Source organism: Mesorhizobium kowhaii (assembly GCF_003253745.1).
GTDB lineage: Bacteria > Pseudomonadota > Alphaproteobacteria > Rhizobiales > Rhizobiaceae > Mesorhizobium > Mesorhizobium kowhaii.
In genome coordinates this window covers 261224-287512 of sequence record NZ_MZXV01000085.1, presented here as the reverse complement: position 1 = coordinate 287512, position 26289 = coordinate 261224, and the positions used below count along the sequence as shown (strand labels likewise).

Below are 26289 nucleotides of genomic sequence, written 5' to 3'. Positions count from 1 at the left end.
ATAACCTCGGGAGCTGGCTGTCGATAGCGATGGTGTTTGGACCAGCGGCGGCCTGGCAATCAAAACGCAATCATCTTCCCGCTTCGCCGCCCAGTCTTTGCCTGACCACGGCGACATGGAAATTCGTGCCGAACAGCAGCCCGTCATCGTTGAAGTCGTAGCTCGAATTGTGCAGCGGCGCCGACGTCTCGCCATTGCCGAGGAAGACGAAACAGCCCGGCACATGGTCGAGGAAGCGGGCGAAATCCTCCGAGGCGGTCATCGGCTCGCGGGCGGTGGCGATGTTGCCGGGCTCGAAGACGTTTCTGGCGGCGGCAAAGGCCTGGTCCACCAGTTCGGCGTCATTGCGCAGCGGCACGAACTCGCGTGTGTAATTGACCTCGGCGCTGACATTGTAGGCGGTGGCGGTGCCCTCGGCGATGATGCGCATCTGCCGCTCGATCTCGGCGCTGACCTCGGGGCGGAAGCTGCGCGCATCGCCGAGAATGCGGGCAAGGCCGGGCAGTGCGTTGCGGGTGCCGTCGGTGATCAGCTCGGTCACCGAAACCACCGATATGTCGGCAGGGCTCAGCCGGCGCGACACGATGGTCTGCAGGTTGGTGACCAGCGCGCAGGCGGCGACCAGAGTTTCGTTCCCCGAATGCGGCCGCGCGGCATGGCCGCCGAGCCCTTTCAGCACGATCTCGAAATTGTCCTCGGCCGACATGATGGGGCCAGCGCGGGTCTCGAAATGCCCGATGGGGAGGTCGGGCATGTTGTGCAGGCCGAAGATCTCGTCGAAGGGAAAGCGCTGCATCAGGCCATCGTCGAGCATGGCCAGCGCGCCCTTGCCCCATTCCTCGGCCGGCTGAAAGACGAAGCGCACGGTGCCGTCGAAACCACCCTCTTCGGCCAGCAGCTTTGCCGCACCGAGCAGCATGGTGGTGTGGCCGTCATGGCCGCAGGCATGCATGATGCCGGGATTGCCGGATCGGTAGGGCGCAGCGGATTGCTCGGTGATGCGCAACGCATCCATGTCGGCCCTGAGCGCGATCGCACGGTTGCCGCTGCCACGCTTCAGCGTGCCGACGACGCCGGTGCCGCCGACGCCCTCGGTGACATCATCGAGGCCGAATTCGCGCAGCTTGGCGGCGACGAAGGCCGCGGTGCGCCTTTCCTCGAAGCCGAACTCCGGATGTGCGTGCAAATCGCGCCGCCAGAAAATCATCTCCTGCTTCAGCGCGTCACGATCAAATTCGGACATTCCTTCTGCCCCTCCTGACCTACTTTGCAAGGTCTGTGACCACATCAAGCAGGATGTTGGCGCCGGCAACAAGCTCGGCATCCTCAGTGTGCTCGCGCGGATTGTGGCTGATGCCGCCGGCGCTCGGCACGAAGATCATCGCAGCCGGCGTGATGCGCGCCATCATCTGTGCATCGTGGCCGGCGCCGGACGTCATGCGTTTGACGCCGAGACCGCGGTTTTTCGCGGCGGCCTCGATCCGTTCGACAATGCGGATGTCGAAGATCACCGGCTCGAAGCGGGCCAGCCGCTCGACCGAGATCGTCACGCCTTCGGCGGCGGCAAGCTGATCGAGATAGGCAGCAAGCGCGGCCTCCTCCGCCTGCAGGCGCTGCTCGTCGGGATCGCGCAGATCGACGGTGAAGACGGCTTGGGAGGGAATGACGTTGATGGCATTCGGCTCGAAACGCATCGTGCCGACGGTGGCCACCATAGGCGTGTTCGAACCCTTGGCCCGGTCGTGCAGGTGAGTAATGACCCGCGCGGCGGCATGGCCGGCGTCGCTGCGCATCGACATTGGCGTGGTGCCGGCATGGTTGGCGACGCCGTCGATGGTGATGCGTTGCCAGGAGATGCCTTGCAGATTCTCCACCGCGCCGATCGGCACGCCTTCGCGCTCCAGCACCGGCCCCTGCTCGATATGCAGTTCGAGATAGGCGTGCGGCTTGAGGAAGCCGGGTTCCGTGTCACCGGCATAGCCGATGCGAGCAAGCTCCTGCCCGAGCACGCTGCCGTCGGTGCCGAGTGCCGCCAGCACCGTATCGACGCAGATGCCGCCGGCATGGACCAGCGAGCCCATCATGTCGGGCGTATAGCGCACGCCTTCCTCGTTGGTGAAGGCGGCGACCGCGACCGGGCGCGATGGCGAAAAGCCTGATGCCTTGAGCGTCTCGATCACCTCCAGCCCGGCAAGCACGCCGTAGCAGCCGTCATAGATGCCGGCATCGATGACCGTGTCGATATGCGAGCCGACGAGCAGCGGCGCCTGCCCGGCATCGTCCGGGCTTTGCCAGATGCCGAAAATGTTGCCGACCCGGTCGATTGCGATATCGAGCCCAGCCTGCCTCAGCCAGCCAACGAGGAGGTCGCGGCCCTGCCTATCGGTGTCGGAGGCGGCCAATCGGATTAACCTGCCCTCACTGTCCCGACCAACGGCGCCGAGTTCGCGGATACGGCCAAGCAGGCGCCGCGCGTCGACCGCGATCACAAATTTGCTCCTGCAAGCATCTTGCCGGCCAACACATCGGCCGGGCTCATGCCAACCAGTTCGGCATAGCGATGCGGGTCGGTGGCACCTTCGGTGTTGATCACCAGAACCCGGGATTTGCCGCCAAGTCCAAGGTCGGCCTGGTGGCCTGCCACCGCCCGGATCAGCCCGGCAAGGCCGACGCCGCCGCTTTCGCCGGCGACGATCACCGGATCGCCGGCGGCAGGCCGCGCCAGCTGCCGCATCACCGCGATGGCTTCGTCCTCATCCACCGTCATGAAGGCATCGGCGGCGCGCGCCAGCACTCGCCAGGCGACCGGAGAGGCTTCGTAGCATTCCAGCATCGCCATCACGGTCGGCTGGCCATGCGCAACCTTCACCACGCGCCCGGCCTGGGCGGCTGCAAAAACGCAAGCGGCACGCGCGGGCTCGACCACGATAAAGGTCGGCTTGGCATCGCCGAGCACGATGGCGAGATGGCCGGCGACCGCGGCGGCAATGCCGCCGACACCGGCCTGGACGAAGACATGGGTTGGCGGTTCGCCGAGTTGGTGCAGCGCTTCGCGCACGATCGCCGTGTAGCCCTGCATCACAAGGCCGGGAATGCGCTCATAGCCCGGCCACGAGGTGTCGGAGACCACGGTCCAGCCTTTCTCATCCGAAGCTCGAGCGGCTTGCCTGACCGAGTCGTCATAGTTGCCGTCTACGCGGATCATCTCGGCGCCATAGCGAGCGATGGCGGCGATACGCTCCTCGCTGACGCCGGCGTGGACGAAGATCGCCGCACGCGCACCGACGAGTTGCGCACCTTGCGCGACCGAGCGGCCATGATTGCCGTCGGTGGCGCAGGCAACCGTCATCGTCGCGGCAACCGACCGAACATCCGGCTGATTAAGATCGGCCACATCGACGGGTCGACCAAGCGACCGGCTTGCCTCTTCCAGCACCAGACGGAAGACAGCATAGGCGCCGCCAAGCGCCTTGAAGCTGCCGAGGCCGAGGCGAAACCCTTCATCCTTGATATGCAATGCACCGAGGCCGAGTTCGGCAGCGAGCACCGGCAGAGCATGCAACGGCGTCTGCCGGTGATTGTCGCGATGGGCAAGGAAACGCTCGACGGTGTCGGCCCCGGCAACCCCCAGGGTTTCAGCATCGGCCGGGTCGAGCGGCTGGCGGTGCAAGGCATTGCGATTGGGCAGGAACACTGGCGGCCTCCTTGGCGTTCAGCGAGAACATATTGCAGGACCGGCGCAAAGAGCGCTGTAATATGACCCCCGAAATGCAAGTTTGTTTCGTCAGGATCTCTCCATTGCCGGCATCGCCACCCTCACTCGACAGTTTCGATCTCGCCATCCTTGCCATCCTGCAGCGGGACAACACGACGCCGCAGCGGCTGATCGGCGAAGCCGTCAACCTGTCGGCGCCGGCGGTGCAGCGCCGCATCAAGCGCATGGAACAGACCGGTGTCATTGCCGGCAATGTCGCCGTGGTCGAGCCGGCGGCGGTCGGCCATCCCATCACCATCTTCGTCGAGGTGGAGCTCGAGAGCGAGCGCACCGAACTCATCGACGCGGCCAAGCGGCAATTCTCGGCCGCGCCGGAAGTGCAGCAATGCTACTACGTCACCGGCGAGGCCGATTTCATCCTGGTCATCACCGTGGCCGACATGGGCGCCTATGAGGCGCTGACGCGAAAACTGTTCTTCGACAGCAACAATGTGCGGAAGTTCCGCACTTTCGTCGCCATGGACCGCGTCAAGGTCGGGCTGACGGTGCCCTTGCCCGGATGAGAATTGCTGGCAGGCAGGCCCTCGCCTGCCCGCCATGTTTCTGACATTCTCGGCGCCACGAATTCGGCAGCGGAGGCGCGGTTGGACGATCCAGTTGCAATCATCGGTGCCGGGCCGGCAGGCCTGGCCATTGCTGCATGCCTGCGACAGACGGGGGTCGACTTCGTCATCCTCGAAAAAGAGGCGCAGGCCGCACCCGCCTGGCGACGCCACTATGAGCGCGTCCACCTGCACACGACCAAACGCTATTCCTCGCTGCCCTTCGTACCCTTTCCCAAGGATTATCCACGCTACGTGCCGCGCGATCTCTTCGCCGACTACCTCGACGCTTATGCGCAGCGCTTCGACTTGCGTCCCCGATTTGGTGAGACAGTGCGGATGATCACCCGGCAACAAGGGAGAGGCTGGCATGTCGAAGCGACATCCGGCACCCTGCATGCCTCTCACGTGGTGATCGGGTCGGGCAACAATGCCGAGCCGCTGATGCCCGGATTTGCCGGCGCCGATGCCTTCAGGGGTCAAAGGCTGCACAGCGCCGACTATCGCAACGCCACGCCTTTTGCCGGCCAGTCGGTGCTGATCGTCGGCATGGGTAACACCGGCGCCGAGATTGCGCTCGACCTGGTGGAAGGCGGCGCGCGACCGACGATTTCGGTGCGCGGCGGCGTTCATATCGTGCCGCGAGAGCTGCTTGGCGTGCCCATCCAGATGATCGGCATGGCGTCGCGCCTGATGCCGCAACGCATCAATGATGCCTTATTCCCTGTCATCCTCGATCTGGCGCTGGGCAGGTTGGAGAAATATGGGCTCAGGCGGCCGAAGCAAGGGATGTTGCAGCAGATCGCCGTGGCGGCGCGCATCCCGATGATCGATGTCGGCACGGTCCGCAAGATCCGCGAAGGCGCGATCAAGATCGCACCCGACATTGCCAAGATCACCGAACAAGGCGCCCATTTTGCCGACGGCAGGCATGGCGAGTTCGATGCGATCATCTTCGCCACAGGCTTCCGGCCGGGCTACGCCAGGTTGCTGGGGCCCGGCATCCAGCCGGGTCGCAGCGGCGTCAACGCAAGGGCTTCGGAGCTCGGCCTTTATCTCATCGGCTTCCACAATCCGGTCACCGGATTGCTGCGCGAAATCTCGATCGAGGCCGAGCAGATCGCCGACGACATCCGGCTGCGACAAGACCGAAAGAAGGTGGCCGAAATCCTGCCGGTATGAATTGGCGCGAGAGGAGCGGAGCTCTCTTCAGCCTCAGCTTGCCGCGCGCAGCCACACCTTGTTGTCGTGGAAGGCAGCGCCGCCATAAGGTGCGGGCGCATCGGCGCCGGTCAGCACGTTGATGCCCTCGCCGCGCTCATGCGCGCTGTTTGGCCAGATGCCTTCGGCTATGACGACGCCGCGCTTGATGCCGTCGAACAGTTTTGCGTGCAGCACCACTTCGCCGCGCTCGTTGCCGACCTCGACGCGGTCGCCGTCGGCGAGCCCATGGGCCGCCGCATCGTCGGGATGCAGAAGCAGTTCCGGCCGCACTTCCTTGGCCTTCGACACCGGTGTTTCCGAAAATGTCGAGTTGAGAAAGTTGCGCGCCGGCGATGTCGTCAGCCGGAACGGGTGTGCTGCATCGGCGACCTCGATCAGATCGACATGGTCGGGGAATTCTGGCAGCCGCTCCACCGGGCCGAACAGGCCCATGCTTTTCGGCGGCCGGTTGGGCGCCGCCTGCCCGGTCCAGTCGGCGCGGAAGCGGAATTTCCCATCCGCATGGCCAAATCCCTTGATGAAATGCGCGGTGTCGAAATCCGGCTGCAGGTCGACCCACTTGTCTTCTTTCAAGCTGTCGAAACTGCCCAGCCCGCGCTTGCCCAAGATGATGTCGATATGCTGCTGTTCGGTGAGGCCGAAGCCCGGACGGTCGGCGACGCCGAGACGCTCAGCCAGTTCCTCGATGACGAAATGGTTGGTGCGCGGCCCTTCCGGCGGGTCGATCAGCTTGGGGCCGAGCGTGATGTGCTGGTTGCCGCCGCCCTTGTAGATGTCGTCGTGTTCGAGGAACATCGTCGCCGGCAGCACGACATCGGCGAGCTTGGCCGTATCGGTCATGAACTGCTCGTGCACGCAGGTGAACAGGTCGTCGCGCAGAAAACCCTGCTTCACCAGCCGCTGTTCGGGCGCGACATTGGCCGGGTTGGTGTTCTGGATCAGCATCGCCGTCACCGGCGGACCGCCATAGAGCGCCTCCTTCGCCCCGGTCAGCACCGGGCCGATGCGCGAATGGTCGAGATAGCGGATCGAGGGATCGCGCATCTTGGTGCCTTCCAGCACATCCTGGTTGAGCTTGAAGATGCCGGAATTGGAATGGAAGGCGCCGCCGCCCTCATATTGCCAGCAGCCGGTGACGGCGGCGATGGAGGCGGCCGCGTGCATGTTGACCGAGCCGTTGCGCTGGCGCGCAAAACCATAGCCGAGGCGGAAATAGGTCTTCTTTGTCGTGCCGACGAGCCGGGCGAACGCCTCGATCTCGGCGACCGTCAAACCGGTAATGGCCGCTGCCCATTCCGGTGTGCGAGTCCTCAGATGCTCTTCCAGCCCTTTCGGATCGTCCGTGTACTTCTCGAGATAGGCGCGGTCGGCCATGCCTTCCCTGAACAGGATATGCATGACCGCGCAGGCCAGCGCGCCATCGGTGCCGGGCTTCAGCACCAGGCCAAGATCGGCCTGCTTCATCGTCGCGTTCTCATAGACGTCGATGACGACGATCCTGGCGCCGCGCTCCTTGCGCGCCTTGATGGCGTGGGTCATGACGTTGACTTGGGTGACCACCGCATTGGTGCCCCAGATCACCACGCAATCGGATTTCGCCATCTCGCGCGGATCGGGTCCGCGCAAGGCTCCGGCCCCCATCATCCAGCCGGTCCAGGCCAGATTGGTGCAGATCGAGCCGAAAAAGCCGGAGTACTTCTTGGCGTGGCGCAGCCGGTCGATACCGTCGCGCTGCACCAGCCCCATCGTGCCGGCATAGTAATAGGGCCAGACCGTCTCCGAGCCGTATTTCTCCTCGGCCGCGATGAATTTTTCGGCGACGAGGTCGAGCGCGGCCTCCCAGCTTGCTTCCTTCCAGGCGCCGTCGCCCTTGGCGCCGGCCCGCACCAGCGGCTTCAGCAAACGGTCGGGATGATGGACACGGTCGGCATAGCGCGCGACCTTGGCGCAGATGACGCCTGCCGTATAGCTGTTGGCTTTGGCGCCATGGACGCGGCCGATGCGGTTGCCATCGAGCAGCTCGACCTCGAGCGCGCAAGTCGACGGGCAATCGTGCGGACAGGCCGAATGGCCGATTCTGAGCTTGGCGTGCTGGTTCATGGCACTTGTCTAACGGCTTTCGGGCGCGGCGTGTAGGGCCAGTTACACGCCGTCGGTTCGCTTGAAGAGCGCATTGTAGGCGCCGCATTTTGGGCAATGCATATGACGCTCGACATGCGCGGCCCCTGCCCCCGCGTCGACGACAACCAGATTGCCTTCTCCGCATTCAGGGCATTTTACGACAGCCCCTGGATTGATCGCCAAAACCTTCGCAGCCCCAATCCAAGATTCCTTCGACATACCTACTCCGCCGTGCCTTCCTCATACTCGGCCGACATGGTCAGCCATTTTTCCTCGTGGCCGGCCAGCGTCTGGGCCAGTTGCGAGCGCTCCTTGGCCAGTCGCGTCGCCGTCGAGGGATCCTTCTCGTAGACGGCCGGATTGGACAGCTCGTCCTCGATGCCGTCGATGCGCTTGCGGATGCGGTCCATCAGCGCTTCGGTGGCGCGGATTTCCTTGGCCAGCGGCTCGAAGGCGGCGCGGCGTGCTGCCGCGTCGCGGCGGCGGTCGGCCTTTGACGCCTTGTCCGCCTCGCGCTTGCCGCGGCGGTCGCCGGACACACCGGTGACCAGCGTCTTGTAGTCTTCGAGGTCGCCGTCATAGGGGTTGACCGCGCCGTCCTTGACCAGCCACAGCCGGTCAGCGGTCGCCTCCAGCAGGTGGCGATCGTGCGAGATCAGGATCACCGCACCGGGAAATTCGTTCAGCGCATGGATCAGGGATTCGCGGCTGTCGATGTCGAGATGGTTGGTCGGCTCGTCGAGGATGAACAGGTTCGGTCCCTCGAAGGCCGACAGGCCCATCAGAAGCCGCGCCTTCTCGCCACCGGACAGATCCTTTGCGGCGGTGTTCATCTTTTCGGTGGTGAGGCCGAACTGGGCGACACGGCCGCGCACCTTGGATTCCGGCGCCTCCGGCATCAGCCGGCGCACATGCTCATAGGCGTTTTCGTCAGGCCGGAGATCGTCGAGCTGGTGCTGGGCAAAGATCGCCACCTTCAGGCCGGGCGCCACCGTCATCGTGCCGGTCTCCTGCTTCAGCCGGCCGGACAGCAATTTGGCGAAGGTCGACTTGCCGTTGCCGTTGGCGCCAAGCAGCGCGATGCGGTCGTCGGCATCGATGCGCAGCGTCATCTTCTTGAGGATCGGCTGCCCTTCGGTGTAGCCGACATTGACGTTGTTCAGCGCCACGATCGGCGAGGCCACCGTCTTCACCGGCTCGGGGAAGGAGAATGGCCGCACCGCGTCGTTGACGATCGCGGCGATCGGCTTCATCCTCTCCAGCGCCTTGATGCGCGACTGCGCCTGTCTTGCCTTCGAGGCCTTGGCGCGGAAGCGTTCGACGAAGGATTCCATATGCTTGCGGGCGGCTTCCTGCTTGACCCTGCCCTTCTCCTGCAGTTCCTTCTGCTCGGTATACTGGCGCTCGAACTGGTCATAACCGCCGCGCCAGAAGGTCAGCTTCTTCTGGTCGAGATGAACGATCGAATTGACGGCGCGATTGAGCAGGTCGCGGTCGTGCGAGATCAGAAGTACTGTGTGCGGATACTTCGACACATAGTTTTCCAGCCACAGCGTGCCTTCGAGGTCGAGATAATTGGTCGGCTCGTCGAGGAGCAAAAGGTCGGGCTCAGCGAACAGCACCGCCGCAAGCGCCACGCGCATGCGCCAGCCGCCGGAGAAGGACGAGGCCGGGCGGCGCTGCGCGGCATCATCGAAACCGAGACCTGCAAGAATGGTGGCCGCGCGAGACTCGGCTGAGTGCGCGTCGATGTCGGCCAGCCGCATATGGATGTCGGCAATGCGGTGCGGATCGGTTGCGGTCTGTTCCTCTTCGAGCAGCGCCTTGCGCTCGAGATCGGCCTTGAGCACGATCTCGATCAGCGCGTCCTCGGTGCCGGGCGCTTCCTGCGCCACCTGGCCGATGCGCGTGTTCTTGGGCAGGCTGATCGAGCCGGTTTCGGAAGCCAGGTCACCGGTGATGGCCTTGAACAGCGTCGTCTTGCCGGTGCCGTTTCGACCGACAAGACCGGCCTTGGTGCCGGCCGGCAAGGTCAGCGAGGCGTGGTCGAGAAGCAGGCGTCCGGCCATGCGGAGCGAAAGGTCGTTGATGATCAGCATGGCCGCGCTTTTGCACCGGACATCAACGCTTCGCAAGACCTTGTGGGCCAGTTGGCCGCACAAGGCCTGAAAACGACGCCCGCAAGGGCGCCGTCAAGGCAGCCGATCAGCCTGCCTACCCGGTCAAGCAGCGCTCAGGCAGTCGCCTTGCGCTTCGTCGCCTTGGCTACGACGGCCGGCGCTGCTGCCGGTTTGCGGCCAAGTCCTGTCGACTTTGCCAGCGCCGACCGTGTCGCCGAATAGTTTGGCGCAACCATCGGATAGTCCGGCGGCAAGCCCCATTTGGCCCGGTAGTCGTCCGGGCTCAGGCCATAGTCAGTCCTGAGGTGTCGCTTGAGCGACTTGAACTTCTTTCCGTCCTCAAGGCAGATGATGTAGTCGGGAAACACCGACTTCTTCGGGTTCACGGCCGGAACCAGGCTTGGGCTTTCCGTGACAGGCGCACCAGCCAGCTTGCGAACCGAAGCGCTGACGCTGGCAATTAGCTCCGGCAGACCGGAAGCCGGAAGCGGATTGTTGCCTATATAGGCCGAGACAATATCGGCCGTCAGTTCGATAACGGTCTTATCATCGATATTTGACAATTCTTTCATCCTATTTGCGACAAAGTCATCCACCCCAGCGAAGACTTATGTCTATGTATCTCCTCAACCCCGTCCCCCAACGGACCGCCAAGTCTCAAAAATGAATCAAGACTCGCAACAATTATCTTTCATGGAAAATCGACGACGCGCAAATTAGAAAATCTAATACTTGGGACTAGCAGACTTCGCAGCATGGCCGTCGGCCAATATCTCTAGAATACGCTTCCACCGGGCGCAACGCCTGAAATCCTTTTGCTCTATCGCCTTTTCGGCTTTCATAGCAGCATAAAGCGGTGCCTCGGCGCCAAATTCCTTGATCAGCCAATGCGCTTCCTGCCTGGCCAGACGCTCATTTTCGTCAAACATGGTTCTCGGCCTCCGAACGCTCCACGCCGACCGCGACGCAACTGCCGATGACAAGGACGGCTCCGACAATGGCCGTCATCGTCAGCCTTTCGCCGGACAGGGACAGCAACAGTGTCGAAGCGATCGGCGTGAGATAGGCGACGACCGCGACCTTGCCGCTGCCTTCGAGCTTCAAGGCGCGCGACCAGAAATAGTAGCCCAACCCCATCGGACCGGCGCCGAGATAGAGGCCGAAAACGAGGTCCGTGCCGACGGGCCAGGCGAAACCGTCGCGAACGCACCACAAGAACGTCAAGGCGACACCGATCAGCGACGACGGCAGCAACAGACGATCCGGCGAGGTGGCAACCCGTCCCACCATGATCGAATAGAAGGCCATGCACAGTGCGGACCCGAATGCGGCGACATAGCCGACGAAATCGCCCTGGAGCCAGGATTGGTTGCGCCCTCCCGAAATCACCAGAGCAACGCCGATGAAGCCCACGACCGCGGCGAGGCCCAGCAGTGCCGGGCGCCGCGGATTGTCCAAAGTGATGACCGCCGCCGCGACCATCAACGGCCAGGTGTAGGCCACCAGATTGGCCTCGATCACCGGCATCGAGGCGAAAGCGATGTATTGCAGCACCATGGTGCCGACCAGACCGATGAAGCCGACCGCGAGAGACACGAGCGCGGCCCCGGCCGAGACCGGGGCGGCTCTTTCCCGGCTCCTCAACCGGATGGCGGCGAAGACGAGTGCAGCGCCTGTAAATTGCAGGAACTGTACCTGCGACACCGGATGGCTGGCCAGCAGGGATTTGCCGACCAGCGCATTGGTCGACCACAACGCCACCGCGCCGGCAGCAAAGACCAGCGCGGATATCGAGCCAGATCCATGCCGAAAGAATAGGCATGGGGCTCTATCTCTGTGTTTGACCATGATCCTGTCCGAAAACCGGTTCCCACTTTTCGGGATCGTGGTTCCTTACCATGATTCCCTTGCTCCGCCCGGAACCGGCGTCTCGGACGACACCGGGACGGGATGCTCTTCCTCAAACCGGCGATAGGCCGGCAACTGGTTGGTCCAGACGTCTTCGGCCAGTTCGTTGACCCATTCGCGGTCATGGTCGTTGTCCGCGGCGAGATAGAACATGCGGTTGTCGTCGACATAGGGCTTGGCCACCGAGCGCTGGTTGAGCACGAGCGTGACGCGCTCGCCGAATCGGATCGGCGCGGTGCGGTGCAGGACCCCGAGAAACTGCCCAAGCGTCGCGTAATTCATTTTGTGATCGATGCGCATGACACGGTTGCGCGGAATCTCGCGGCCGGATTCGAGGATGGCGCGGCCGGTTTCGGAGTCGTCGCAGTAGATTTCGAGGTGGCCGCCGACCAGCGGACTGCTGATCGACAGCGGAATGAGCTCGGTGACCGGAACGCCATCGCAATGCCATTCCACGGCACCGTCCTTGGGATTCATGAAGGTCACCGTAGAGCCGACGATCGACAGCGGATACGGCTCAAGCTTGGTGCCCATCATGTCGGACAGCCGCTCCAGGCGCAGCTTGTCATGCAGCAACTCCTTGATCTCAGGGATAAAACGGTCGGCGCCGGTGATGAAGGTCAAGTCGAGGTGCTTGTGCACGGCATGACTGGCTTTGAGCTTCAGTGCAGCCTCCTCAATTGCGGCAAGCAGAGCCGGGTCATAGCCGTGCAGATATTGCGCGACGCCGAAACTCGACACTTTCCAGGCGGTTTCGTGGCCGATGATGGCTTCGCGGCTCATCGCATAACGCAGTTCGGGAATGGTATGGGCGTTCATTGTACTTCTCCAGGATGGGGGCAACCCCTGTAAAATTAGGAATGCTAGTGCTAGCGTAAGCCCAGCTTAAGGTCGAAACCGTGCGTCTGCTCAGTCAGGTCAACCTCAATTCGCTGAAAATCGTGGAGAGTGCTGCGAGGCACAGGAATTTCACGCGCGCCGGCGAAGAGCAGTTCATCACCGCTTCCGCGGTCAGCCAGCGCGTCAAAAGCCTGGAGGACCAGCTTCGCTTCAAGATCTTCCTGCGTGGCGGCAATGCGGTGTCGCTGACGCCGGAGGGCGAGACCTATGTTTCGCGCGTTCGAGAGGCGCTGGAGCGAATCGTTGCCGCCAGCATGGAAGCAACCGGGCAATCGCAGGAGCATGTGTTGAAGATTTCAGTGTTGCCGACTTTTGCCGCGCGCTGGTTGTTTCCGCGCCTGCCGCTGTTCCAACAGCAATACCCGGATATCGAGATGCGCGTTTCGACCTCCTACGCGACGCATGAATTCTCGACATCCGAATTCGATGTCGAGATCCGCTATGGCGACGGCCGTTTCCTCGACCTCAGCGCCGACCTCCTGTTCAAGGAAGACCTGACGCCGGTGTGCAGCCGGAAACTCTTCCACGAAATCCTGGGCGACAAGCCGCTGTCGAAGGTGAGGCCCCAAGATCTGCGCCACTTCACGCTGCTGCATTCCGACACCTGCACCCAGAACTGGCAATCATGGCTCGACTTCGCCGGCGCCAGTTCCGTGCTCCAGCAGACCAAAAGCATCTATTTCGATTCTTGCATGATGTCCTACGAGGCGGCCACTGCCGGGTTGGGATTTGCCGTGGCCAATCGTGCCTATATGGCCAGCGATATCCGCGCCGAAAGGCTGGTGGCCCCATTCGCTGTGCATCACCCGAATACGGCGGGGTGGTATTTCGTCTGCTCCGACAAGACGCTACCTGCGCGCAAGGTATCGCTGTTCAAGCAGTGGATCGCGGCGGAAGCCGCGCTGACGCAGAGCCAGCTGGACAGCGAGATCGGCTACTGAGCTTCGACGTCCGGCAATCTGTTCGCGCAAGCGTCGGATTGGTCGGATTGATTGTCCACCGACGAGTGTCGACCGATCAGAAGCCATGTCCGAAGTTGAGAACCATCGGCCAATGGACGCCCACCCGCAATCCATACAGCCCACCCTGGTCGGCAAGACCGTTGAGCTCACGCCGCTTCAGCAGGGCCATTCGTCTGGGCTTCTGAGCGCGGCAGCGGATGGTGAGCTGTGGAACCTGAAGGCCACCGTGGTCCCGGGACCGGGCACGATCGATGGATATATCGCCAACGCCCTGGCTGGACGACAGGCTGGCACCGTCATGCCCTACGCAATCGTCATGCGCAGCACGGGACTGCTCTGCGGGAGTACGCGTTTTTGGAAGATCGATCGCACCAATAGAAAGTTGGAGATTGGGCATAGCTGGCTCAGCAGCTCGGCTCAGCGGTCGGGGGTCAATACCGAGGCGAAGTATCTTCTGCTGACCCATGCATTCGAGGTCATGGAGTGTGTCCGCGTGCAATTCACCACGGACGAACTGAACGTCGCGTCAAGGGCAGCCATTCTGCGAATAGGGGCAAAGCAGGAGGGGATCGTTCGCAACGAGCGGATCATGCCAGACGGCAGAAAGCGCAATTCCGTCCGGTTCAGCATCATCGATTCCGAGTGGCCGGACATAAAGAAAATGCTGCTGCACAAGATGCAGCGATAGTCAGCGCGGGCCGCGCAACCTGCGGACTGGCAGCGAAAACCATCACGGGATCAGGCGAAAGCCCTGCCCTCCTCGGTTCGCTGGAAGAGCATCAGGTCCAACCCCAGGCTTGGCCGTCCCAGGATGGTCAGAATCGTATGCGCCTGGCCGCGATGATGTGTCTGGTGGTTGAAGACATGATCCAGCGCCGGCGCCAGCCTTTGCGAGACCGTGCGCATGTCCGAGACAGTCATGTACGTGAAGCGGCCCGTCAACGCCTTGTCGCCGAGGCCGCCGACCCAATCGATGATCCTCCTGTCCTCGGCTTCGCGCGCCATCCGCAGGCCAGGCAAGGCCCGGTACAGGATGGCGTCCAGCGTCGTTGGCGCGTCGCCCTCCCCGGTGAAGCGCTTCATCCAGATGCGGTCGGCTGTCAGCAGATGGTTGAGCGTGCCCATCATCGAGCCGAAGAAGGCGCCGACATTGCGGTTGAATTCCTCTTCGTCGAGCTCAGCGGCGGCATCATAGACGCGGTTGTTGGCCCATTGATTATAGGCCGCAAACATCATGAAATGCTGTCTCATGGTTTCCCCTCGGCTCGCATCGATACGGGGCCTACCTAACCTGCGGGGGAGCCGCCGCCAATGACCATTCTGCTCTATGACCTCGTCGGACGCGACGCGACCCGTCCGTTCAGCCCGCATTGCTGGAAGGTGGGGATGGCGCTTGCCCATAAGGGGCTCGCCATTTCGACCGCACCGACGCGCTTTCTCGAGGTGCCCGCTGTCGAGGGCGGCGTTTCGAAAACCGTTCCGGTGATCCGAGACGGCGACAAGGTCGTCGCCGATTCCTTCGCCATCGCGCTCTATCTCGATGAAGCCTATCCGGATCGGCCGACGCTGTTTGGCGGCGAAGGTGGCAAGGCGATGGCGCGCTTCGTCGAGCGCTGGTCGCAGCTGACCATCCATCCCTATGTCACCACCGCGGCGATTATCGATCTCCACGCCATGCAGGACGAAGAGAACGCCGTGTATTTCCGCCAGAGCCGCGAGCAGCGCCTCGGCAAGCGGCTGGAAGATGTCGTCATCGCGCGCGACGCCGGGTTGGCAACATTCCGCGCCGCACTGGAGCCGCTGCGCTCAATGCTCGGCTACCAGCCGTACATCGGCGGTGCATCACCGCTGTTTGCCGACTACATCGTCTTCGGTGCCCTGCAATGGGCACGCATAGCCTCGCCCTACCAGCTGCTCGACGACAGCGACGTGGCGGCGCAATGGTTCGCCCGCTGCCTCGACCTGCACGGCGGGCTGGCACGAAAGGTGGCGGCAGCGGCGTGACGCCTGGACCCCTGACCTTACCGCAGGGCAGGCACGGGGTCGTCAATCCCTTGCGAGCAAGGTCAGCAGCGAGATAGCCAGGCCTTACTTGGCCGCAGCCTTTTTGGGCTTGCTGGTCTTTGCGGCAGCCTTCGCCTCCTTGGGGGCGGCTTTTGGCTTGGCGGCGCCGGCTGCCTTCTTGACGGGCTTTTTGGTTGCCGACGATTTCCCCCCGGCATCTTCCTGGTCGATGTCGGCTGTCGCCTGATGCCAATGGCGATCATGGTGGCCAGCCGGTTGTCCCTCTTGCAGCCAGATCTGATGCGCGCGGTTGCGAATGCGTTCCTGACGATCGTCTGCCATGGTCGTGTTGTCTCCATTCGGGCCGACTCCAGCGCGGCGCCGACACGCGACTATAGCAAGCAAAGCATCGCATTACAGCCATCCGATCTCGCCTGCCGGTCCGCCTCATCGGCGCCGGCCTGGCGCAGAAACGCGCAGCGTTCCAGCCCTTCGCTCTCGCTCCGGGCGTTCGTCACTCGGAAAGCCAAGCAATTGGCTTTCCGTCCGCTTGGCGGACCGTCCTCGCCCCCTTGGCCTCACCCCTTGGCAATGGGCCGGGCGGCTTGTATAGAGCCCGCCACTCTCAATTCCATTCTCATCACAAGGACGACCCATGGCGCTCGAACGCACCTTTTCCATGATCAAGCCGGACGCAACCCGGCGCAACCTCACCGGCGCCATCACCATGATGCTGGAAGAGGCCGGCCTGCGCGTCATCGCCTCGCGCCGGGTCTGGATGAGCCGCCGTGAGGCGGAAGGCTTTTACGCCGTCCACAAGGAGCGTCCGTTCTTCGGCGAGCTGGTGGAGTTCATGTCGTCGGCACCGACCATCGTGCAGGTGCTGGAAGGCGAGAACGCCATTGCCAAGAACCGCGAAGTGATGGGCGCCACCAACCCGGCCAATGCCGCCGAAGGCACCATCCGCAAGGTGCATGCGCTGTCGATCGGCGAAAACTCGGTGCACGGCTCCGATGCGCCGGAGACCGCCGCGGAAGAGATCAAATACTGGTTCTCGGACACCGAGATCGTCGGCTGAGCCGACAGTCCAGACCTTGGATCACGTAAAAGGGCCGGCGTTTCGCCGGCCTTTTTCATTGGCGGAACAGTCAGGTCTCGCGCACGCTCCGAAACAGCGGAAGGACTGGAGGCGCGCAGCGGCTGGCGACGCCGCTGCGCGTCGCGACACGGCTCGGCCCTGTGTCCTTCCTCAACATCACCACTGTTTTCGGCACACCCAACGACGTGACCTTGGCGGAACTTGCTCTGGAAATGCTGTTTTCCGGCCGATGATCAGACCATCGAGATCGGGTTCTGGTCACTTCGGCTGGCGATCTTTTACGTTCGCATGGGCGTTCGCTGCTGCCGTGTCGGTGGACGGTGTCTGGGTATCGGCCCCTGCAAATGGACTACCCTGCCCAGGCGCGAGATCGCCGCTGTGGTCGGCCTTGTTGGTATGGAAGGGTTGGCCGTCGGTGCTGAGACCATGCTGAAGGGCATTGAACAGATGGTCGTCCGCCTTCGCAAGGCCGGCAAGAGCAAGGAGCGATACGCCTGTGGCAGCAAGGATAAGCGCGTGCGTTTTCATCTCTGGACTCCTTTGAGTTAAAGCCAGAACGAGCCGCAGCAGGTCTGGCGGCTTCAACGAAGGGAAATTCGAAAATATCCCTTTTGCCTTACCCGCCATGTCTGAGAGAGAAACGCTTCTCTTGCCTGAATTATTCCGGAAAAGTATTGGCGATGAAATCCGCGCTAGCTTGCGGCGCTGAAGCGCAGGATCTCACGGCCATCCTTGTCTGATATGACGAGCTTGCCGGCGCCGACACTGTATGACGCCGCCTTGGTCAATGCATCGAACAGCGCCTTTTCCTCAGCCATCACCTCGGGTGCGCAGGCCTTGTAGGTCGAGCCGATGTCGCTGATCGCGATCGCCTGGCCATCGACCTTGGCGGTGGCGAAGTAGGTGTTGCAGGGGCCGCTGCCGCCAGCCTTGCCAGCCTCGCTGACCCTGAAAGTGGCTTGCGGGGCAGCGATGGCGCCAATGCCGTCGACAAAGTCCACCAGCCAGAGCTGATCAAAGACAGAAGCCGTCGGCTCGGCGCTCGGCGTGACCATCTTCAGCATGATGGTCTGCGGTACGTCGGTCAGCGGATCGACCTGATGGCGCATATCGGAGATGAACAGGAGCTTGTCGTCGACGGTAATGCGGGCTTGCAGCGCGTAGGTCATCTGCGTTCGGATGACGGACGGGTCGAATTTGACTTCGAAGCTGATCGGCACCTGGCCGGTTGGCTTCACTTTCTGTTCGCCGATGATCGTGGCCGGCGCATCGGCCAGCGAGACGTCGGCAAGCTGGACGGAGAGCACGGCACTGGGCGGCAAGGCGATGCGCTCGCGATAGATGACCTCGCCTCTCACGGCCGTCTCGGCGGCAACAGACAGTTCCGGCACGGCCAACATGCCGACGACCAGCGGCACGAAACCGAAGACGAAGAACTCCGCGATCCTGTCCAGCATGACCATCTCCCTCGCCCAAGCTGACCAACCGCGGTCAATTGGCCAAAGGATTGCGGTCAATGCATGGCTGCGGGCAGGATTTTATTCGGATGGTTTCCAGCGCTGTGCGGCCCTGGCGTCGGCTTCCTTGGCCTCGACCCAGCCGCCCTCGGAGCCGTCAGTGCGATGCTCCTTCTTCCAGAACGGCGCGCGCGATTTCAGGTAGTCCATGAGAAAGTTCGCCGCCTCGAACGCCGCCTGGCGATGCGCCGAAGCCGCCACCACCAGCACGATGTTGTCGCCGGGCGCGATCTTGCCATGGCGGTGGATGGCGGTGAGGCCTTGCAGCGGCCAGCGCTGAACCGCTTCAGTGGCGATGCGGCTGATCTCGGCTTCCGCCATGCCGGGATAATGCTCGAGTTCGAGTGCCGAGAGCGCGCCCTGCTCGTCGCGGCAAAGGCCGGAGAAGGTCACCACGGCGCCGATATCGGCGCGGCCCTGCGTCAGCCTGGCGATCTCGGCAGCGACGTCGAAATCTTCGCGCTGGATCCGCACCGTCGGTACCACGGCGGCCGGCATGGGTCAGCCCCCGGTCATCGGCGGAAACAGTGCAATCTCGCGGGCGCCGGCAATCTTCTCGCGATGCTCGACATGTTCCTGGTTGATGGCGACGCGGATCACGTCGGGATATTGCAGCGCGTGCTCGTAGCCCTCGCCACGCGATTTCAGCCAGCGCAGCAGGTCGGCGACCGTCTCGATGCCAGCAGGCAAGTCGACGTCTTCCTCAGGCAGGCCGATCCGCTCGCGCACCCAGGCAAAATAGATGAGCCGGGTCGTCATCTCACTCGTCCATGATGTGCTTGAGGCCGGCGCGGAAATAGTCGTAGCCGGTATAGAGCGTGACCAGCGCCGCGATCCACAGCAGCACCAGCCCGGTCTGGGTGGTCAGCGGGAAGATCTTGTCGCCGGCCGGCCCAGCCAGCAGGAAGGCGATGGCGACCATCTGGATCGCGGTCTTCCATTTTGCCAGCTGCGTCACCGGCACCGAGACCTTGAGCGCCGCCAGATATTCGCGCAGGCCCGAAACGAGGATTTCGCGGCACAAGATGATGATCGCCGCCCACAGCGACCAGCCGGCAATGCCGGCATGACGATCGGTGTCGGCCGCCAGCAGCAGCAGGCAGGTAGCGACCAGCAGCTTGTCGGCGATCGGGTCGAGCATCTTGCCGATGTTGGAGGTCTGCTGCCAGGCGCGCGCCAGATAGCCGTCCAGGTAATCCGTGACGCTTGCGAGCAGGAAGATGATCAGCGCCGACCAGCGGGCGAAGTCGCTCGACTTCAGATGTCCCTCGAGAAAAAAGCACAGCACCACCAGCGGCACCGCGACGATGCGGGCGTAGGTCAGCATGTTGGGCAGGTTGAACGCGCGCTTGGCCATGTCTTGGGGAACTCTTTCTGCCTGCCTACTCAAATCAGAAGCTGTTGTAGGGGGTCAACAGGCCAAAATCGATTGGCCAGCCGAAAAGTGCTGAAAGTGTGATGCATGTCGTCGCCCCAAAATCGCTGCGCACTTTTGGGCGACATGCATCAGTTCTCATCGAAATAATTATTTACGACAAATTGCGCAACTTTCCCGCCCCCTCGCTAAAACATCGGCGGATACCTGCGAACGTCGCAATGTCCCGAAGCCTGCAACCGCGCCGCTGCGCGCAACTCGGCAGCACGTTTCGTGCATCGCTTTCCGCAATATAACTTCTGGCCATTGTGGCGCGTTCGCTTCATGCGCTTGTCACAGATCACGCATGACAAGGGTGGTCTCGGCGGCTTCGGCTTCCTAGGCATCTATGCCGCTTTTGCACGCTTTGGTGCGACATAGGCGCCATATGCCACTAGATGCCGATCCCGACACGCCCAGACAGCACATGCCGTGCGACCCTTCCCAGCAGACACTCCCATACATTTTCAGCTCTCGTGGAAATGATTGTAGACCAGTTTCGCCACCTGTTCGGAAATGCCGTCGACTTTCCTTAGATCCTCGATGGCGGCACGGCTGACCGCCTTGGCGGTGCCGAAATGCATGAGCAGGGCGCGCTTGCGGCCGGGACCGATGCCGCTGATCTCGTCGAGCGGGCTCTTGACCATCTCCTTCTTGCGGCGCGCACGGTGCGAGCCGATGGCGAAACGGTGGACCTCGTCGCGCAGCCGCTGGACAAAGTAGAGGACGGGATCGCGAACCGGCAACGAAAACGAGTCCCTGCCCCTGACGAAGAAGCGCTCGCGGCCGGCATCGCGGTCCTGACCCTTGGCGATGCCGATGGCGACGACACGGTCCTCGATGCCGAGATCCGAGAGGATCTTGCGCACTGCCGTCATCTGACCCTGGCCGCCGTCGATCAGGATGACGTCGGGCCAGGCCGGGAAACTGCCGGAGATGTCGTCCTCGATATCATCGGCCGCCTCGCCTGCTGCCGCATCGTCGGCCACGACGACATCGCCATGCTCCTTGAGCAGCCGCGAAAAACGCCGCTCCATCACCTCGCGCATCATGCCGAAATCGTCGCCCGGCGTGATCTCGGTCGAGCGGATGTTGAACTTGCGATACTGGTTCTTGACGAAGCCTTCCGGCCCGGCGACGACCATGGCGCCAACGGCATTGGTGCCCATGATATGCGAGTTGTCGTAGACCTCGATGCGCACCGGCGGCTTCGGCAGGCCGAAGGTCTCGGCAAAACCGGCGAGCAGCCGGCCTTGCGTCGAGGTTTCGGCCAGCCGGCGGCCGAGCGCCTCGCGTGCGTTCTGCAGGGCGTTGTCGGTCAGGTCCTTCTTCTCGCCGCGCTGCGGCACCGAGACCGCGACCTTACGGCCGGCGCGGGTCGAGAGCGCCTCGGCCAGCAATTCCTGGTCCTCGACCACCTGCGACAGAAGAATGGTGCGCGGCGTCGGTTTGTCGTCATAGAATTGCGCCAGGAACGAGCCCAGCACTTCCGACCCCTCCAGCGCCGGGTCGGCCTTGGGGAAATAGGCGCGGTTGCCCCAGTTCTGTCCGGTGCGGAAGAAGAACACCTGGATGCAGACCTGGCCGCCTTCCTGATGGATGGCGAAGACATCAGCCTCGTCGACGGTCGCCGGGTTGATGCCCTGATGGCTCTGCACATGCGACAGGGCCGCTAGCCGGTCGCGATAGATCGCGGCGCGCTCGAAATCGAGGTCTTCCGACGCCTGCTGCATGGCGGCCGAGATTTCCGTCTTCACCTTCTGGCTGCGGCCCGACAAGAAGTCCTTCGCCTCGCCGACCAGCTCGGCATAGTCCTCGTGCGAAACTTCTCCGGTGCAGGGGCCGGCGCAGCGCTTGATCTGATAGAGCAGGCACGGCCGTGTCCGGTTCTCGTAGAAGGAGTTGGTGCAACTACGCAGCAGAAAGGCGCGCTGCAGCGAATTGATGGTGCGGCCGACCGCGCCGGCAGAGGCAAAGGGGCCGAAATAGTCGCCTTTGCGCGACCGCGCGCCGCGATGCTTGTAGATGCCGGGCGAGACATGGTCGCCAGTCAAGAGGATATAGGGAAACGACTTGTCGTCGCGCATCAGCACATTGAATCGCGGCCGCAAGCGCTTGATAAGATTGGCTTCGAGCAGCAGCGCTTCGATCTCGGTGCGGGTGACGACGAACTCCATCGTCGACGTCTCGCGCACCATGCGGCCGATGCGACTGGTGTGGAACCTGCCTTGGGCGTAGTTGGTGACGCGCTTCTTCAGGCTGCGCGCCTTGCCGACATAAAGCACATCGCCGGCGGCGTTCATCATGCGGTAGACGCCAGGCGCGTTGGGCAGCCGCTTGACCAGTGTCTGGATCACCTCGGCGCCGACCATGCCTTCGGCGTCGCCGGCATGCGGCGTCCAGTCGATGGCCGTAAAGGCGACATCGGGACCAACGGGTTCGACGATCTCCTCCACCGCCTCGTCCTCAAGGTCAATGTCGGGAGGCATGTCGTCGGCGCCGCCGCGCGGTTTGCTTTTGTGGTCTACAGGACTCATTCCGCCATGCCTGTCACATCGGGCGTCTGCCATGCAAGATGCTGGCCGCCATCGAGCGCGATCATCTGGCCGGTGACAGAGCGCGCTTCCCAGAGATAGCGGATGGTGGCCCCGAATTCCGGCAATTCCGGGCCGCGCTTGAGGATCAAACCTTCGACCTGCGCGGCAAAATCGCCGTCGTCCTGGCGAGCATTCTTCAGGGTCGGCCCCGGGCCAATGGCATTGACGCGGATGCGGGGACCGAGCGCTTGCGCCATCATCTGCGTGGCCGTCCACAGCGTCGACTTGGACAGCGCATAGGAGAAATAGCGCGGCGTCGGCCGCCAGACGCGCTGATCGATGATGTTGACGATCAGGCCCTCCTGCCCCGGCGGCAACGCCCGGGTGAAGTTCCGCGCCAGGAGCGCCGGCGCCTTCACATGCACGGCAAAGTGCCGATCCCAAGCCCGCCAGTCGAAGTCCAGAACCGAATCGTCCTCGAACAGCGACGCATTGTTGACCAGCAGCGAGAGCGGTCCGAGCGCTGCTTCCGCCTGACCGACGAGGTCGCCGGCGGCGTCCATATCGGTCAAGTCGGCGGCGACCACGGCGGCGCGGCCACCGGTCCGGTTGATCAGCCCGGCCATTGCATCCGCCTCATTGCGCGAACGATTGCAATGGATGGCTACGGCAAAACCATGGGCGGCGAGATCCTCGACGATCGCTTTGCCGATCCGTTTCGCCCCGCCCGTCACCAGCGCCGTGGCAGTGGCTTTGCTCATATGGTGTCAATCCTCAATTTCGGCCCGAAAACACGATGCCGGCGAAATATGGCCTGGCAGGCGTTAAATGGCGTTCGCACCTTGGGCAGCATTGTGGCGAACCCACCGATTGGGCATTCCGACTCGTCCTGGACTAGGAGCCGCCCGATCGCAATATAGGACGCTGGACTCCTTGCACCAAGCGGTGTGCAGCGCAGCATTAAACTGCTCCTGCCATTTCGCTGTTGCGAAGATGCAACGTCAAGTTTCCGCCTCATTCGCGCCGGGGAATGACCCAAGTTCAGGTTCGCTTCAGCCGCATTTTGACACGACATTTGGAACCGACGAACGCCAGATCCGTTTCACCCCCCGGACGGGTCGATGGCGATCGTGAGAAACAAGCCTGTGTCCTGTGGCTTAAGGAGTAAAGAACAATGCAAGCCAATCTCAAATTCGCACGGCCGCTGGCCGTGGCACTCGGGCTCTTCGCCCTCAGCGGAACTGCCTATGCCGCGGACGTCGTCCAGGAAGAGCCGCCGGCACCCGCCCCGGTTGCTGAATTGCCTGTCGCGTCCTGGGCCGGCCCCTATGCCGGTCTCAATGTTGGCTATGGCTTCAGCGGCCGTACCAAGGAAAAGGACTTCGACGTTGAAACCGATACCAAGGGTTTCGTCGGCAGTGTCTTCGGCGGCTACCAGTGGCAGCAGGAGAACTTCGTCTACGGTGCTGAAGCCGAACTCGGCTACAACGGCGTCAAGGGCGACGATAACGGCATCGACTCCAAGGCCGGCTTCGAAGGTTCGCTGCGTGCCCGTCTTGGCTACGCCGTGACCCCGGAAATCCTGCTTTATGGCACCGGCGGTCTCGCCGGCAGAAGCCTGAAGGTGGAAGACAGTGTCCTTGGCGCAAGCGATACCGCCACCATGGTCGGCTGGACCGCCGGTCTTGGCACCGACATCAAGCTGACCGACAATGTCTTCGGCCGCGTCGAGTACCGTTACACTGACTTCGGCAGCAAGGACTTCAATGGTATCGGCAAGGTCAAGGCCACCGACAACCGCGTTACCTTCGGCGTCGGTATGAAGTTCTAAGTCGTTCAAGCCACGACACGAAAAAGCCGGGCCTCGCGCCCGGCTTTTTTTGTGTTCGGCGGCATCGCTCGCCTGCCTGTCGCGTTGCACGGCCTGCATAAATATCCCCTCTGGATGCGTCTCAAAATTTGCCGTTGCACGGCATGAGGGCTTGTGCCTATAGTTAGTACGTGGCTCGCACGAACAAACAGAACCACCTGTGATTCAGCGCCCCAGGATCTGAGGCCGACGTACGGTCAGGATGTGAGCCGGAACACTCCGTCAACAGGGGATATGCACAGTGAACCGCTTTCAAAAAATCTCGACCGCGGCGCTCGTCGCGGCATCCTTCGCGCCGGCAGCGCTTGCCGCCGATGACAAGCTGACGATCGGCATCATCACGTTCTCGACTTCCGACGTCGACACCAACCAGATGGTCGACACCATGACCAAGGAAGCCCAATCCAAGGGCTGGGCGGTGGAAACGCTCAATGCCAACGGTGATCCGTCGCAGGCGATCACCTCGATCAAGCAGCTGGCGACCAAGAAGGTGAACGCTATCATCGTCACGGTGTTCGACTCGACCGGGCTGGCGGCCGGACTGCAGGCGGCGGCGGATGCAAACATCCCGGTGCTTTCGGCCGGCGGCGGCATGGCCGACGGCATCGCGCTTTCGGCCAGCACAGGTGCCGCACCGCCGCTGATCGACCTGATGCTGAACGATATCGGAAACGCCGGCACCGTGCTCGACCTCACCTATCATCCCGGCATTCCGTGCCGGGAGCGGGCCGACGCCTTCGATGCGGCGGTGAAGGCCAATCCAGGGCTCAAGGCGACGTCGCACGAGATCAGCATTCCGGGCGCGGCCGAATCCTCGCAGGCCGCGACCAGCGCCTGGCTCGCCGCCAATGCCAATGCCAAGGGACCGTTCGCGATCTTCAACTGCTATGACGACAATGCCATGGGGGCGATCGCGGCGCTGAAGCAGAACGGCCGCAACGACGTGAAGGTCTATTCCTTCAACGCCACGGCGCCCGCTGTCCAGGCGGTCAAGGACGGAACCATGACCGCCACGCTCGGCGTCGACCTGACGTCAGCCGGCAAGATGCTTGTCGACCAGATCCCCGACATCCTGTCGGCTGGCGACCAGTGGAAGCCAAAATCCTTCGTGCCGGGCTATACGCTGGTCACCAAGGAGAATGTCGACCAGTTCATGAAGGACAATCCGCAGTAAGCTCTGCGGATCGAGGGTGCGGCCGGGCTTGCCCGGCCGCACCGGTTACCCTTCATGAGAGTCACCATGTCCGCTGACCATTCCTTGTCCGAAACCTCCGCTCCGGCAGAGGCACCCAGCTCCTTGCCGTCAACGCTGGCCAGATATCCGTCGGCCAGCGCGCGCGACCGGCGCGCGCAGCTGATGCGCCTTCTCGGCACCTACGGCACCATCATCGTGCTGGCGTCGATGCTTGTGATCTTCTCGGCGCTGCAGCCCGCAACCTTCGCGACAATCGGAAATTTTCGCAACATCATCAATGACATGGCGATCGGCACCATTGTCGCCGCCGGCCTCACCGTGCCGCTCGTCGCCGGCGATTTCGACCTCAGCATCGGCTATGTCGCGAGTTTCTGCGGCCTGCTCGTGGTCGGGCTCCTGAGCAGCAGCGGGCTTTCGATCCCTCTCGCTATTGTCCTCGTCATCTGCCTTGGCACCATCATCGGCATCGTCAACGGCATCGTCGTTTCCAAGATCGGCGTAAATGCCTTCATTGCCACGCTCGGCACCGGGACAATCGTCGTCGGGCTGAACTACGCCTATTCGGGCGGCATTCCGCTGCAGCTCACCCAGTCGCGCCAATTCACCAACATCGCCATCGGCCGGATTGCAGGCGTGCCGCACCTCGTCATCATCATGGCCGTGGTGCTGGCGCTGTTGTGGGTGATCCTCAATCGCACGGTGCAGGGTCAGCACATCAAGGCCATCGGCGTCAGCCCGGAATCGGCGCGCCGCGCCGGCGTCGCCGTCGACCGCAGCCGCATCGTCGCCTTTGCCATCGCCAGCACCTGTGCTGCCATTGGCGGCGTGCTGATGGCCTCGAACCTCGGCTCCGGCCAAGTAACGGCGGGCGACAGCTTCATGCTGACCTCGTTCTCCGCGGCCTTCCTCGGCTCGGCTGCGCTGAGAGAAGGCCAGTTCCACATCCTTGGCACCTTGATCGGCGTGCTGACGGTCGCCGTCGGCAACAACGGTCTGGCCATGATCGGCGCGCCTATTTTCACCCAATTCCTGTTCACCGGCTGCCTGCTCGTCGTTGCCGTGGCGCTCGGCGGCATCGGCCGGCGCTACGGAAGGGGATAG

27 protein-coding genes are annotated in these 26289 nt (G+C 62.9%); 9 read left to right on the top strand and 18 right to left on the bottom strand.

Translation table 11 applies throughout. The annotated features are described in order from the left end of the window. Positions 1-70: 70 nt before the first annotated feature. Genes B5V02_RS39460 through B5V02_RS39450 form a run of 3 tightly spaced genes read right to left on the bottom strand, consistent with a single transcriptional unit; the run spans position 71 to position 3694 of the window. Positions 71-1243: a M20 aminoacylase family protein gene (locus B5V02_RS39460; protein WP_111549289.1), complete on the bottom strand. Its 1173-nt coding sequence runs from the start codon at positions 1241-1243 to the stop codon at positions 71-73. Positions 1244-1262: 19 nt separating this feature from the next. Next, positions 1263-2489, bottom strand: a complete 1227-nt coding sequence (locus B5V02_RS39455; protein ID WP_111549288.1) for a Zn-dependent hydrolase — start codon at positions 2487-2489, stop codon at positions 1263-1265. Beyond that, the gene (locus tag B5V02_RS39450; RefSeq protein ID WP_111549287.1) at positions 2486-3694 is read right to left on the bottom strand and encodes a diaminopropionate ammonia-lyase; all 1209 of its coding nucleotides are present in this window, start codon (positions 3692-3694) and stop codon (positions 2486-2488) included. Before B5V02_RS39450 ends, B5V02_RS39455 begins: the two co-directional genes overlap by 4 nt. 104 nt (positions 3695-3798) lie before the next feature. Here B5V02_RS39450 and B5V02_RS39445 point away from each other — a divergent pair, with 104 nt between their 5' ends. Continuing rightward, positions 3799-4278 carry an Lrp/AsnC family transcriptional regulator gene (locus B5V02_RS39445; RefSeq protein WP_111549286.1) on the top strand — a complete coding sequence of 160 codons (480 nt, stop codon included), beginning with the start codon at positions 3799-3801 and terminating at the stop codon, positions 4276-4278. A gap of 81 nt (positions 4279-4359) precedes the next feature. Beyond that, complete coding sequence (locus tag B5V02_RS39440) at positions 4360-5499, top strand: flavin-containing monooxygenase (RefSeq protein WP_111549401.1); 1140 nt, start codon at positions 4360-4362, stop codon at positions 5497-5499. A 33-nt stretch (positions 5500-5532) separates the two neighbouring features. Here B5V02_RS39440 and B5V02_RS39435 read toward each other — a convergent pair whose 3' ends face one another. From B5V02_RS39435 to B5V02_RS40980, 6 genes are all read right to left on the bottom strand, one after another. Beyond that, on the bottom strand, positions 5533-7641 hold the full coding sequence (locus tag B5V02_RS39435) for a molybdopterin-containing oxidoreductase family protein (RefSeq protein WP_111549285.1): 2109 nt from the start codon (positions 7639-7641) through the stop codon (positions 5533-5535). Positions 7642-7883: 242 nt separating this feature from the next. Further along, positions 7884-9761, bottom strand: coding sequence for an ABC-F family ATP-binding cassette domain-containing protein (locus tag B5V02_RS39430; RefSeq protein WP_111549284.1), 1878 nt, complete (start codon positions 9759-9761; stop codon positions 7884-7886). 134 nt (positions 9762-9895) lie between these two features. After that, positions 9896-10354 carry a Ros/MucR family transcriptional regulator gene (locus B5V02_RS39425; RefSeq protein WP_167458844.1) on the bottom strand — a complete coding sequence of 153 codons (459 nt, stop codon included), beginning with the start codon at positions 10352-10354 and terminating at the stop codon, positions 9896-9898. 153 nt (positions 10355-10507) lie between these two features. Beyond that, positions 10508-10711, bottom strand: coding sequence for a hypothetical protein (locus tag B5V02_RS39420; RefSeq protein ID WP_111549283.1), 204 nt, complete (start codon positions 10709-10711; stop codon positions 10508-10510). Further along, on the bottom strand, positions 10704-11630 hold the full coding sequence (locus tag B5V02_RS39415; RefSeq protein WP_111549282.1) for a DMT family transporter: 927 nt from the start codon (positions 11628-11630) through the stop codon (positions 10704-10706). Before B5V02_RS39415 ends, B5V02_RS39420 begins: the two co-directional genes overlap by 8 nt. A 45-nt stretch (positions 11631-11675) precedes the next feature. Then, complete coding sequence (locus B5V02_RS40980; RefSeq protein ID WP_167458843.1) at positions 11676-12509, bottom strand: hypothetical protein; 834 nt, start codon at positions 12507-12509, stop codon at positions 11676-11678. A gap of 80 nt (positions 12510-12589) precedes the next feature. Between B5V02_RS40980 and B5V02_RS39400 the strand changes: the two genes are divergently transcribed. Next, the gene (locus B5V02_RS39400; RefSeq protein WP_111549280.1) at positions 12590-13531 is read left to right on the top strand and encodes a LysR substrate-binding domain-containing protein; all 942 of its coding nucleotides are present in this window, start codon (positions 12590-12592) and stop codon (positions 13529-13531) included. Positions 13532-13616: 85 nt separating this feature from the next. Continuing rightward, positions 13617-14240 (top strand): GNAT family N-acetyltransferase, encoded by a 624-nt coding sequence (locus B5V02_RS39395; RefSeq protein WP_208647200.1) that lies wholly within the window; start codon positions 13617-13619, stop codon positions 14238-14240. Between the two features lie 50 nt (positions 14241-14290). On the opposite strand, the gene B5V02_RS39390 is transcribed toward B5V02_RS39395, so the two are convergent. Continuing rightward, complete coding sequence (locus B5V02_RS39390; RefSeq protein ID WP_111549279.1) at positions 14291-14803, bottom strand: DinB family protein; 513 nt, start codon at positions 14801-14803, stop codon at positions 14291-14293. 60 nt (positions 14804-14863) lie between these two features. Between B5V02_RS39390 and B5V02_RS39385 the strand changes: the two genes are divergently transcribed. Further along, positions 14864-15556, top strand: coding sequence for a glutathione S-transferase family protein (locus tag B5V02_RS39385; RefSeq protein ID WP_111549278.1), 693 nt, complete (start codon positions 14864-14866; stop codon positions 15554-15556). Between the two features lie 84 nt (positions 15557-15640). Here B5V02_RS39385 and B5V02_RS39380 read toward each other — a convergent pair whose 3' ends face one another. Further along, complete coding sequence (locus tag B5V02_RS39380; RefSeq protein WP_111549277.1) at positions 15641-15898, bottom strand: DUF2934 domain-containing protein; 258 nt, start codon at positions 15896-15898, stop codon at positions 15641-15643. 313 nt (positions 15899-16211) lie between these two features. On the opposite strand from B5V02_RS39380, the gene ndk reads away from it, so the two are divergent. After that, positions 16212-16634, top strand: a complete 423-nt coding sequence (gene ndk / locus B5V02_RS39375) for a nucleoside-diphosphate kinase (protein WP_111549276.1) — start codon at positions 16212-16214, stop codon at positions 16632-16634. Between the two features lie 279 nt (positions 16635-16913). On the opposite strand, the gene B5V02_RS39365 is transcribed toward ndk, so the two are convergent. The 7 genes from B5V02_RS39365 to B5V02_RS39335 form a co-directional block, all read right to left on the bottom strand. After that, positions 16914-17183, bottom strand: coding sequence for a hypothetical protein (locus B5V02_RS39365; RefSeq protein WP_111549398.1), 270 nt, complete (start codon positions 17181-17183; stop codon positions 16914-16916). A 164-nt stretch (positions 17184-17347) separates the two neighbouring features. Then, on the bottom strand, positions 17348-18112 hold the full coding sequence (locus tag B5V02_RS39360) for a YbaY family lipoprotein (protein WP_111549397.1): 765 nt from the start codon (positions 18110-18112) through the stop codon (positions 17348-17350). 81 nt (positions 18113-18193) lie between these two features. Next, complete coding sequence (locus B5V02_RS39355; protein WP_111549275.1) at positions 18194-18670, bottom strand: molybdenum cofactor biosynthesis protein MoaE; 477 nt, start codon at positions 18668-18670, stop codon at positions 18194-18196. Between the two features lie 3 nt (positions 18671-18673). After that, entirely contained in the window at positions 18674-18931 is a 258-nt protein-coding gene (gene moaD / locus B5V02_RS39350) for a molybdopterin converting factor subunit 1 (RefSeq protein WP_111549274.1), read from the bottom strand. A 1-nt stretch (position 18932) separates the two neighbouring features. Beyond that, positions 18933-19529 (bottom strand): CDP-diacylglycerol--glycerol-3-phosphate 3-phosphatidyltransferase, encoded by a 597-nt coding sequence (gene pgsA / locus B5V02_RS39345; RefSeq protein WP_027034531.1) that lies wholly within the window; start codon positions 19527-19529, stop codon positions 18933-18935. A gap of 524 nt (positions 19530-20053) precedes the next feature. Beyond that, positions 20054-22123 (bottom strand): excinuclease ABC subunit UvrC, encoded by a 2070-nt coding sequence (gene uvrC, locus B5V02_RS39340; protein WP_111549273.1) that lies wholly within the window; start codon positions 22121-22123, stop codon positions 20054-20056. Continuing rightward, positions 22120-22884 carry an SDR family oxidoreductase gene (locus B5V02_RS39335; RefSeq protein WP_111549272.1) on the bottom strand — a complete coding sequence of 255 codons (765 nt, stop codon included), beginning with the start codon at positions 22882-22884 and terminating at the stop codon, positions 22120-22122. The genes uvrC and B5V02_RS39335 overlap by 4 nt, the downstream gene beginning before the upstream one ends. 413 nt (positions 22885-23297) lie before the next feature. On the opposite strand from B5V02_RS39335, the gene B5V02_RS39330 reads away from it, so the two are divergent. The 3 genes from B5V02_RS39330 to B5V02_RS39320 all read left to right on the top strand — a co-directional run bounded on the left by B5V02_RS39330 (position 23298) and on the right by B5V02_RS39320 (position 26289). Continuing rightward, positions 23298-23954, top strand: coding sequence for an outer membrane protein (locus B5V02_RS39330; protein ID WP_111549271.1), 657 nt, complete (start codon positions 23298-23300; stop codon positions 23952-23954). 280 nt (positions 23955-24234) lie between these two features. After that, positions 24235-25167, top strand: coding sequence for a sugar ABC transporter substrate-binding protein (locus B5V02_RS39325; protein ID WP_111549270.1), 933 nt, complete (start codon positions 24235-24237; stop codon positions 25165-25167). 66 nt (positions 25168-25233) lie between these two features. Then, positions 25234-26289 carry an ABC transporter permease gene (locus tag B5V02_RS39320; RefSeq protein ID WP_111549269.1) on the top strand — a complete coding sequence of 352 codons (1056 nt, stop codon included), beginning with the start codon at positions 25234-25236 and terminating at the stop codon, positions 26287-26289.

Excerpts from the sequence above, each read along its gene's own strand:
- B5V02_RS39460 (WP_111549289.1), bottom strand. The coding sequence starts at position 1,243 with ATGTCCGAATTTGATCGTGACGCGCTGAAGCAGGAGATGATTTTCTGG.
- B5V02_RS39435 (WP_111549285.1), bottom strand. The coding sequence starts at position 7,641 with ATGAACCAGCACGCCAAGCTCAGAATCGGCCATTCGGCCTGTCCGCAC.
- B5V02_RS39430 (WP_111549284.1), bottom strand. The coding sequence starts at position 9,761 with ATGCTGATCATCAACGACCTTTCGCTCCGCATGGCCGGACGCCTGCTT.
- B5V02_RS39425 (WP_167458844.1), bottom strand. The coding sequence starts at position 10,354 with ATGAAAGAATTGTCAAATATCGATGATAAGACCGTTATCGAACTGACG.
- B5V02_RS39420 (WP_111549283.1), bottom strand. The coding sequence starts at position 10,711 with ATGTTTGACGAAAATGAGCGTCTGGCCAGGCAGGAAGCGCATTGGCTG.
- B5V02_RS39415 (WP_111549282.1), bottom strand. The coding sequence starts at position 11,630 with ATGGTCAAACACAGAGATAGAGCCCCATGCCTATTCTTTCGGCATGGA.
- B5V02_RS40980 (WP_167458843.1), bottom strand. The coding sequence starts at position 12,509 with ATGAACGCCCATACCATTCCCGAACTGCGTTATGCGATGAGCCGCGAA.
- B5V02_RS39395 (WP_208647200.1), top strand. The coding sequence starts at position 13,617 with ATGTCCGAAGTTGAGAACCATCGGCCAATGGACGCCCACCCGCAATCC.
- B5V02_RS39390 (WP_111549279.1), bottom strand. The coding sequence starts at position 14,803 with ATGAGACAGCATTTCATGATGTTTGCGGCCTATAATCAATGGGCCAAC.
- B5V02_RS39385 (WP_111549278.1), top strand. The coding sequence starts at position 14,864 with ATGACCATTCTGCTCTATGACCTCGTCGGACGCGACGCGACCCGTCCG.
- B5V02_RS39380 (WP_111549277.1), bottom strand. The coding sequence starts at position 15,898 with ATGGCAGACGATCGTCAGGAACGCATTCGCAACCGCGCGCATCAGATC.
- ndk (WP_111549276.1), top strand. The coding sequence starts at position 16,212 with ATGGCGCTCGAACGCACCTTTTCCATGATCAAGCCGGACGCAACCCGG.
- B5V02_RS39365 (WP_111549398.1), bottom strand. The coding sequence starts at position 17,183 with ATGAAAACGCACGCGCTTATCCTTGCTGCCACAGGCGTATCGCTCCTT.
- B5V02_RS39360 (WP_111549397.1), bottom strand. The coding sequence starts at position 18,112 with ATGCTGGACAGGATCGCGGAGTTCTTCGTCTTCGGTTTCGTGCCGCTG.
- B5V02_RS39355 (WP_111549275.1), bottom strand. The coding sequence starts at position 18,670 with ATGCCGGCCGCCGTGGTACCGACGGTGCGGATCCAGCGCGAAGATTTC.
- moaD (WP_111549274.1), bottom strand. The coding sequence starts at position 18,931 with ATGACGACCCGGCTCATCTATTTTGCCTGGGTGCGCGAGCGGATCGGC.
- pgsA (WP_027034531.1), bottom strand. The coding sequence starts at position 19,529 with ATGGCCAAGCGCGCGTTCAACCTGCCCAACATGCTGACCTACGCCCGC.
- uvrC (WP_111549273.1), bottom strand. The coding sequence starts at position 22,123 with ATGAGTCCTGTAGACCACAAAAGCAAACCGCGCGGCGGCGCCGACGAC.
- B5V02_RS39335 (WP_111549272.1), bottom strand. The coding sequence starts at position 22,884 with ATGAGCAAAGCCACTGCCACGGCGCTGGTGACGGGCGGGGCGAAACGG.
- B5V02_RS39330 (WP_111549271.1), top strand. The coding sequence starts at position 23,298 with ATGCAAGCCAATCTCAAATTCGCACGGCCGCTGGCCGTGGCACTCGGG.
- B5V02_RS39320 (WP_111549269.1), top strand. The coding sequence starts at position 25,234 with ATGTCCGCTGACCATTCCTTGTCCGAAACCTCCGCTCCGGCAGAGGCA.